Source organism: Kocuria sp. NPDC057446 (assembly GCF_042802875.1).
Lineage (GTDB): Bacteria > Actinomycetota > Actinomycetes > Actinomycetales > Micrococcaceae > Kocuria.
Genome location: NZ_JBHVDI010000033.1, coordinates 17,890 through 26,054, shown reverse-complemented (window position 1 = coordinate 26,054; position 8,165 = coordinate 17,890). Strand labels below are relative to the sequence as shown.

General features: G+C 63.1%; 7 protein-coding genes. 3 read left to right on the top strand and 4 right to left on the bottom strand.

The window, feature by feature from the left end:
- The 4 genes from ACFU0Y_RS06365 to ACFU0Y_RS06350 all read right to left on the bottom strand — a co-directional run.
- On the bottom strand, positions 1–2,893 hold a 2,893-nt coding region (locus ACFU0Y_RS06365; protein WP_380213614.1), incomplete at its 3' end, for a trypsin-like peptidase domain-containing protein.
- A gap of 38 nt (positions 2,894–2,931) precedes the next feature.
- Complete coding sequence (locus ACFU0Y_RS06360; RefSeq protein WP_380213613.1) at positions 2,932–3,315, bottom strand: trypco2 family protein; 384 nt, start codon at positions 3,313–3,315, stop codon at positions 2,932–2,934.
- Positions 3,316–3,580: 265 nt separating this feature from the next.
- On the bottom strand, positions 3,581–3,886 hold the full coding sequence (locus ACFU0Y_RS06355) for a hypothetical protein (protein ID WP_380213612.1): 306 nt from the start codon (positions 3,884–3,886) through the stop codon (positions 3,581–3,583).
- Positions 3,887–3,892: 6 nt separating this feature from the next.
- Complete coding sequence (locus tag ACFU0Y_RS06350) at positions 3,893–5,671, bottom strand: S8 family serine peptidase (protein WP_380213611.1); 1,779 nt, start codon at positions 5,669–5,671, stop codon at positions 3,893–3,895.
- A 405-nt stretch (positions 5,672–6,076) separates the two neighbouring features.
- Here ACFU0Y_RS06350 and ACFU0Y_RS06345 point away from each other — a divergent pair, with 405 nt between their 5' ends.
- From ACFU0Y_RS06345 to ACFU0Y_RS06335, 3 genes are all read left to right on the top strand, one after another.
- Positions 6,077–6,868, top strand: coding sequence for a pentapeptide repeat-containing protein (locus ACFU0Y_RS06345; protein ID WP_380213619.1), 792 nt, complete (start codon positions 6,077–6,079; stop codon positions 6,866–6,868).
- A 395-nt stretch (positions 6,869–7,263) separates the two neighbouring features.
- On the top strand, positions 7,264–7,809 hold the full coding sequence (locus ACFU0Y_RS06340) for an RNA polymerase sigma factor (protein WP_380213610.1): 546 nt from the start codon (positions 7,264–7,266) through the stop codon (positions 7,807–7,809).
- A gap of 134 nt (positions 7,810–7,943) precedes the next feature.
- On the top strand, positions 7,944–8,165 hold a 222-nt coding region (locus ACFU0Y_RS06335), incomplete at its 3' end, for a hypothetical protein (protein WP_380213609.1).

Genomic DNA, 8,165 nt, shown 5'->3' with positions numbered 1-8,165 from the left:
TGAGGTCCCAGACCCGGGCCGTGCCGTCCTCGCTGCCGGTCACTGCCCGGGATCCGTCGGGCGTTATCGCTACTGCTCGCACTGCACGGCGGTGGACTTCCGGTATGTGCTCCTGCTGTCCGGTAGTCAGGTCCCATATCGCTAACATCCACAACGTCCCGTCCCGCCTGGCAATCACTGCACGGGAACCGTCCGGAATCATCGCCACCGTTTCAGTGCTGTGGCCCCGCACAACGTGCAGCTGTTGCCCAGTCTTCAGGTCCCATAACCGTACTGTTTCATCCGAACCGACGGACACTGCCCGGGATCCATCGTCTGATAGATGCACTGCCAACACACGACCTGAGTGAGCTTGGAGAATCTGCGTCGTGCTTCCAGTTCTGAAGTTCCACAGCCGCAATGTCCCGTCTCTGCTGCCGGTCATTGCCTGGGAGCCGTCCCGAGTCATCGTCACCGTCTCAGTGGCATGGCCCTTGACGATGTGCTCCTGTTGTCCGGTGCCAAGATCCCACATGCGCAACGACCCATCCCGACAAGCTGTAAATGCCCGATGCCCATCGCCCGCCACGGCCAACAATTTCCGTGAACCCATGAGGTCATTCAAGAAGAATCGCAGCGCCGAATCGGTACGCTCAGTCGTCCACCGAGGAACAAGCTGGCCGGAGTGAAGGCCCACAAGTTTCAGTTGTGCGCGATGAAGCAAGTCGTGATTGTTCACTGCCAACGACTGCAGTGCGAGCTGGCGGGCAACATAGCCAGCGGTGCCAATAGGGTACGGCTGGCGCAGCCGTGGAGCCTCGAGTTCGAAGAGCCGCAGTAAGGAGTACAAGGCATCGGTGACATGATCCGGCAGCTTGGTACCCTGCAGGACCGTCCGCATTGTCCTTGTGAGCCGGTCGACTCCTTGTTCAATAATCACTTCTTCCAGATATGGCATGTCGGAATACAGGTGAGGCAGCTCGTGATTCTTCGTGTCTGCAAAATGCAAGGGAAGATAGGACAAGGCGTACTGGCTCGAATTTTGGTGCCAGTCCTCACAGTACTCCAGAAGGTACTTCTGGGCGTCATTCAACCGTGATGCCAGGACCCCGTGCGCAAGGTGGTTGCCCAATCTCGGGTGGGCCAATGAGTACCCACCCTCGTCGTTTCCTGAAACAAAGCGTCGAATTGATGGTAGGACGTCATCGTCAAAGGTGTCCGTCGCCCACGGATCGTCAAAAAGGTCGGGGAGCAGGGCCACCAGGTCAGTCCTGGACAGAGGCCCTTTGGCCGCGGTCATGAGCTCAAAAAGTCTCCCTATGGATTTCCCCTTTGCCAGGGCGCGTAGTGCTTCCCACCATTCGTCGAGGTATCCAGTCAGGCCAGCCGGTTCGTTCTTCAATTGGTCGAGGGTATAGTGATGCGCTTCAGCGTCCTCGGCAAGTAACCGTACGTAGAACGGATCGGCCCCGTGCACTGGTGGCCCAGTGAAATTTTCCGTATCCGCTGGCATGTAGGCGGCCTTGCTCACCACAGTATCGAGGGCCTCTGGCTCCTGGATCAGCTGAGCAGCATGCTGTCCGGTGGCGGCAAAGATTGCACTCACGGTATTCCGGTCGAGGCCCTCAAGGGGTAACTGGTCGGCGTGGGCGATGCCGTACTGGGATCTCCAGTTTTGTCCCGTGTCTCGGATCGAGACGATCACATGCGTGCCCGGAGGCACGTGGGCGCCAAGATAGTCGCGAGGGTCCCATCCTTGAATTTCATCGAGGCCGTCGAGAAGAATGCATTTTGTCGGAGGTGGCCGCGAGGGCGCGAGATGTGCCCTGAATCGGGCACGCAGTCTCGAGGGATCCTGTTCGTCCCATAATCCTTTCGCATGCACGGGATCCAGTTGTTGAAGAATAGACTTCAGGAAATTTGTCTCACCTATCCATTTACCTGTGTCGTAGCGACCGGTGAAAAAATGGTAGGCGTACCGGTCGGGGCTGGATCGGACCAGGTGTGCCAGCAAAGCCGTTTTGCCAACGCCTGCCGGGGCGGTGACGGCCATGATGCCCCCGGAGCTGGCCAAGAATGTCTCTATGACATCATTGACGTGTTGACGACCCTCGAAGACTTGATAGTCCTTGTTGTTCAGCAGCACCAAGAACTGATCACGCAGCAACGGGCCTTCGTCCGGCACCGTCAGCATGTCATCTGTGCGCGGGAGTCCTAGCGCGGCTCGGAACCGTTCGGAGATCTCTGAGGGGAGACGTTCAATATCGGAAATTGGGGTCAAGGCCAGAGCAGCCGTGCCCTCGGTGTAGTTGTGGTGACGAATGACGCCCAAAATATTATCGTTGGCGGTGAATACCGCTGCTCCTGACATTCCGCCCCAAGGGCTCACAAGACCTTTCGCTCTCCTCCGGCTTGAGGGCTCAGGCACGTCGCTTGGAGCGTCCCTGGCGGTCGCGTCGGTGATTTTCAGGGTAAGCACACCGGGCACGAGAACCCCATCCTGGGCCACGACTGTTCCTTCGAATGTAGGAACCGTTCCTGTTACCTGCACACCCCGCCGGGCTCCCGTCTTGTCCTTCTTCAGTCGGGGGAATCCCACGGATCGACATCCGGTAATTTCCGCAAGCGTTTCCCGACCAACCCTGGCGTAGTGAGATGTGAACGAAGGTGACTCTTTTGGGTAATCGCACAACCTCAGTACAGCCAAATCGACGCTCGGCTCGTGAGAGCGTACTGCCACTTCGGCTTTGAATCCCTGCCCCAGAACCGCCACCCGATGGTGCGCTCCGTTGGCGACGTGATCTGCGGTCAGCACAAGCCCTTGGCCTATCAATAGGCCAGAGCCGATGGAGTATTCTCCCTCGCGGTCGTCCGGGTGCTGGTACGCAATAAAGGCTATGCGCTGGGAATCCATAGGTGCCTCCTCGAGGCGGACTCAGTTTCCACCGGCTGCTAGGCCGGTTCTCGATCTGCCTCCTCGAACTTCTGAGCGTTTGAGACCGGTGGCCGGTGGTCGGTGTCCGAGATCTGCAAATCGACATTCTTCGGCATGCCATCTTCGCGCACCGTCTGCACCGGATTCAGCGTCAGGCGCAAGGTCTGGGTGCTCACCGTTTGTCGGGATGCCTTGGCACCGGCTTCAACCAGCCACCATTTGATGCCGGCGCTGCCTTCACCGGCGGTGGTCACTGCCGCCTCCACAGTCAGCTCTACTGGTCCTACCCGAAACTGAACTCCCTCTTCCGGGGAAGAATTCATTGCCTTGGTCAGTTCGGCCCGTAGCGCTTCGATGGCGTCGGCCAGGCTCACCTTGCCGGCCAACCCGTCAGCCTTCACCGCTTCATCATCTCGTAGCCCCATGCCTGCACCATCCGACCTTGTCCAGCAGCACCGAACATCATGCCTGTTTTCGTGATTCGCACCACGCCATGCAACCGACGTTGGACTCACCGTACGAGTATCGGGATGAACAGACCAGCGACGGTTTGTCCTCGACTCGATGTTGCAATGGCTCCTTGAGGATTTCCTGATAGGTGATCTGGGATCTCGCTGTGTCCATCGGTGAGCCGATATTTCGCAGGGTAGGGGGTGAATCACAACATCAGTCCTCAGCGACCCAGAGAACGCTTCCCAGCCATAGTTCGCGGTCGCCTCCTTCGCGGCTCACGTCGATCACTTTTCCCCTGACGCCGAGGCGGTGCCCGACCAGCGGTCTCAGCAGGTTCGCCACCCCGGCGGCGTAGACCGGTATGTCCCCGCGTTCCGTTGCCAGGACGAACAACTCCGCGGACGGCCAGTTGCCGGGGCCCGTCACGGCCGGTGCCGTGTCCAGGACGCCGGTGTGATCGGCTTCCGGTTCACCGCGCTCGACGTACCAGGCGCGTCCGCGGTAGATGTCGACGACCACGGCTTGTCACGAGCGGACGTGGGCCGCCCAGTACACCGTTTGTGTCCCGGCGGGCACGTTGTAGCCGCGCAGGCGGACGTGCCAGGTGCCCGGCGCGGTGGCGCCTGCGACACGGCACCTCTCGAAGACACTGACAGCGGAAATGCTGGATGCCCGCACCGCGCCGGAGGGGTCCACCACGCTCAGGTCGATGTCGTTGTGCATGCCCGACTCGGGCCACCAGAGGGCGGCGTCGAACGTGTTCGCCGATGCGCTGCTGATGCTGAACGGGATGTCGATCGTCGCGTGATGGCCGACGGTCGCTTTTCCCCACAACGCCCTGCCATCGGTGGGGAGCCGCAGGGGGCCCGCTCCCGTGGTGTTGTTGAAGGCCGGCGTCTGACCGGACAGGATGAGGAACGCGTACACCTGACCCGGATCGATGGAGGAACTCGTGCCGCGCAGCCAGTTGCGGATCAAGGCGGCGGCCCCGCTGGCGTACGGCGTGGCACCGCTGGTTCCCCCGAAGACGCGGCGCGCGGTGTCCGAAGCGTTGCTGGCGGTCTCGGTGTTCGTCGGTGCCTGGACATCCGGCTTGATCCGGCCGTCAGCGGTCGGACCCCTGCTCTGACTGGGCGCCTGCTGCAGGGTCTGCACGTCGAAGCTCCCGACTCCGATGGCTTTCCGAGCATTGGCGGGGCAGTTCACGGTGCCGGCGTTGGGGCCGTTGTTCCCGTTGGCGGCGATCACCACGGCACCGGCGTCGAAGGCCGCGTCGGCGGCTCGGGCGATGGCACTGAGATGGTCACCGCTTCCTTGCATCTCTGCCACGATGACACGGTCGAGCACTTGGACCGCGGTCTGGAAGCCACGAACTGCTGCTGCCGTGTCGAGTCCGCCGCACGGTGACGCTGTGGCGTACACCTTGAAGCTGTCTAGGGTGAGGCCGGTGACGCCCCGGAAGTCGTTGCCCTGATTGTTGTTCGCCACGATGATGGCGGCCGAGGACGTGCCGTGGTTCCAGCAGTCGTCGTTGGGATTGAGGTTGGATCCGGTGTTGCAGTCGGCGCCGCCGTTGATGCAGTCCCGGCGGAGAGCGACGTTCGAAGGGTTGGTCAGCAGCGTGTGACTGAACCTGACGCCCGTGTCGAGCAGGCCGATCCAGCCGCTGGTCTGGCCGAGGTTGAAGTAGGGATCGGAATTGATCCGAGCCCGCCCGTCGTCCACCTCGTTCTGTGGCGGGTCCTCGCCGGAGACACGGGGTTCGATGGACAGCACGTCCTCGCGCTCCGCCACTCGCCCCACCGACGCGAGGGGCAGCTCCGCCACGACGCCGTTGATGAGCCAGAACCGCTCGACCACTCTGACGTCCAGGGCCGACAGCTCGGATTCCAGGCGCTCGTAGTCCGCTGCGCGCTCCGCCTCCAGGGACTGAACAAGATCCTGGGCTCGCCGGCTCAGGGAGTCGTTGCGTTCACCGTCTCGGGACTCGTCCGTCGCCGGCTCGGGAAAGCGCGGGACCACCATCGAATCGTCGAAGACGATGACGACCTGGTCCTGCTCCTCGCCCGTCCGGCTCTCCAACCAGGAGCGCACTCCCGGGTGGACCTTGTCCCGCTCCCGTCCCGGCTCGGGCTCGTCCTCGCTCTTGGGCTCGTACTCCTCCTGCCGGACCTGCTCATCGGCCAGCTCGGAGACATCGACCGGGCCGAGGACACCCGAGTCGATGTCCGCGGCGTAGACGACGTTTGAAACGTCCTCGTCCTCGCGCCCGGCGGGATCCCGCGGATTGCTTCTTGCCACCATTGCACTGCCCTCCTCAGCGTGCCCGGGGCATAGGCGGTGCCCGGACCGATGTCTCCATCGTCCCGCGTGGCCGTCATCGGTGCGTTACTGCCGGAGGTCCTACCGAGGCGGCCCGGCGGACAGTCGCTCTGGCGGTCGAGAGGGAGGGGCGGCACCGGGTCGTCCCCGAGACCCGCGACGGTGCGCCAGGCACCAGTAGTAACGCTCCAGTACCGCAGCCTGCCCTGTACTGAGTACCCCACACCATCGAAAGAAGTCCCCGGAGATGCAGCAACGAATCCTGACCTCCACCGAGGGCCGGCAGCGGGGTCGGCAGGTCCGTTTCCAGAGCGGCAGAGCCGATCGGCGAGACGCCGCGTTCGTGTCTGTCCTCGCGGCAACACCACAACGGGTCCGGGAGTCGTGATGGATGCGCTGGCAGCCCTGTCGCAGCCGTGGGCGACCGTGATCGGTGGGTGCATCGTGGGCATCGGCGCGCTGCTGGGATTCAGGGCCTCGATGAGGACTCGCGAAACCATGGAGCGCACTGCTAAGGACACCCACGAACGCGAGGTCTTGTCCGCCAGACAGGACAGGTACTCCACCGCCGCCGAGCAGTTGTCGAGCGAGCACGAGACCGTGCGCCTGGCGGGGATCTACGCATTGGCGGCCTTGGCCGATGAGTGGCAGGTGGACGGGTTGGACGGTCAACGGGATGTGTCGGTGAAGGTGATGTGCTCCTACCTGCGCGGCAGGCCACGCCCGGGCGACGGGCAGGAAGGTCACGGTGGCGATGATCGAGAGGTCCGCAACGCCATCATCTCCGTTATCAGTGCTCATCGCGCCGGCGAAGCACGCCTCGGATGGCCGGATTCCCAGATCGATCTCAAGCGCGCGGTGCTGATCAAGGTGAACTTGAGAGCGGCCGTTCTCCACGGACTCGATCTGACCAGCGCGAACCTCAGTGGCGCGGACCTGAAGGGCGCCGATCTGCGGGCAGCGGATCTGAGGGGCGTGAAAATGCCGAACGCGTACCTGAAGGGGGCGGTCCTGAGCGGGGCGGATCTCAGAGGAGCGGTCCTCTCGGACGCCGACCTCACGGAGGCGGACCTCTCGGACGCCAATGTCAGCGGAGTCGACCTCAGCCGCACCGACCTGACCCGGACAAAAGGCCTTCCCGACGACGGAGTTCGGTCCGCGGCTCCGCAGGCGCAGTAGGCCGAACGGGACCGCCCTGACGTGGTTCCGCCCCACTCCGGTGGCGCAGGTCGGATGAAGGTTTCTGACGGATCTGCGCCCCGGGCATCGATCCGGCCGGCTTCTCTTGGGAGCGTGCACATCGATTGTCCTACTCGATTCCCGTGGATACTCGGGGTGCCACCACCGGCGGCGCCGAGTCACCAGGACTGGCCGCTCCAATGTGCCGGTAATGCTCGAGTAACGAGCCGTCGTCAATGCTTGTAGCCCTCGAAACGCCACGCAGAGCGTGGCACCGCCTACAGGGAGACGGCGACTGGTCTATGTGCGATCTACCTCCTCGGCGCTTCCGCGCAGCTCTGACACCGGCTCGTGTCCTGCTGGCCGTGGTTGCGGTCGGGGCCGTCATCGTAGGCATGCGCACCCCCACCCTGGCAGGACTCGGGATGATCGGCTTGGGCCTGACACTGCTGTTGATCGCCATTCTGTTTCCCATCATCAAGCAGGTGGAGTGTGGTTTCCCCTCCGGTGTGAAGATCACCGCCGCCCTGCGCAACCGTGAGGACGAGCTGCGGCAGGCCTTCGCAACGCAGAAGGATGATCTGGGAATGTCCACCCATCTGTTGTGCGATGATCCTGCCCTGGCCACACGGCTACTCGAGGCAGCGTGGAGCCGTGCCGCCACAGGCTGGCGCGGCCCGGTTGTCCCGGATGCCCTGCGGATCTACGTCCTGTGCGTGTTCGTCCAGATGCTGAACGCCCACCGCCGCGTGGTGGCCACCAACCTGTTGGCGGTTCTGGGCCCTCAGGAGAAAACGGCGTTCGTCCTCCATGAGTTCGGGGGTCTGACGGTTGCGCAGATAGCGGAGCTCACGCAGCGACCGCCGGTCGATATATCTCACTCTCTGGGCACGGCTCAGGTTCTCCTGGACCGTGCACTCCAGGACGGCGGCCCGTCATGAACCCGGAGCTTCGGCGGGAGTTGAGCAGCGTGGCCAGGAACCGCCTCCGTGAGGCTCCTCCTGCGTTCGAGCCGTCCTTGCGGACGGGGACGCGGCAACTCGAAATCCGAGTCTGGGCTCTCCATCTTCTCGCCGTGCTCGTCACAGTGCTGTTGGGGGGAGCGCTCATTCTCAATCACCCAGTCATGCAGCCTCCGGACTCCGATGAACGGGTGCTGACGGCGGTGCGTTTGACCCCGGTGCCTCCGGTGCTGGAATTCGGTGGTACCCACACCTTCACCGCCACCGCGGTCTACAGCGACGACACCTCCACCGCGTTGGCTTCCGGGGTGGAGTGGAACTCCAGTGATGCGGAG

Excerpts from the sequence above, each read along its gene's own strand:
- ACFU0Y_RS06350 (WP_380213611.1), bottom strand. The coding sequence starts at position 5,671 with ATGGTGGCAAGAAGCAATCCGCGGGATCCCGCCGGGCGCGAGGACGAG.
- ACFU0Y_RS06345 (WP_380213619.1), top strand. The coding sequence starts at position 6,077 with ATGGATGCGCTGGCAGCCCTGTCGCAGCCGTGGGCGACCGTGATCGGT.
- ACFU0Y_RS06340 (WP_380213610.1), top strand. The coding sequence starts at position 7,264 with ATGCGCACCCCCACCCTGGCAGGACTCGGGATGATCGGCTTGGGCCTG.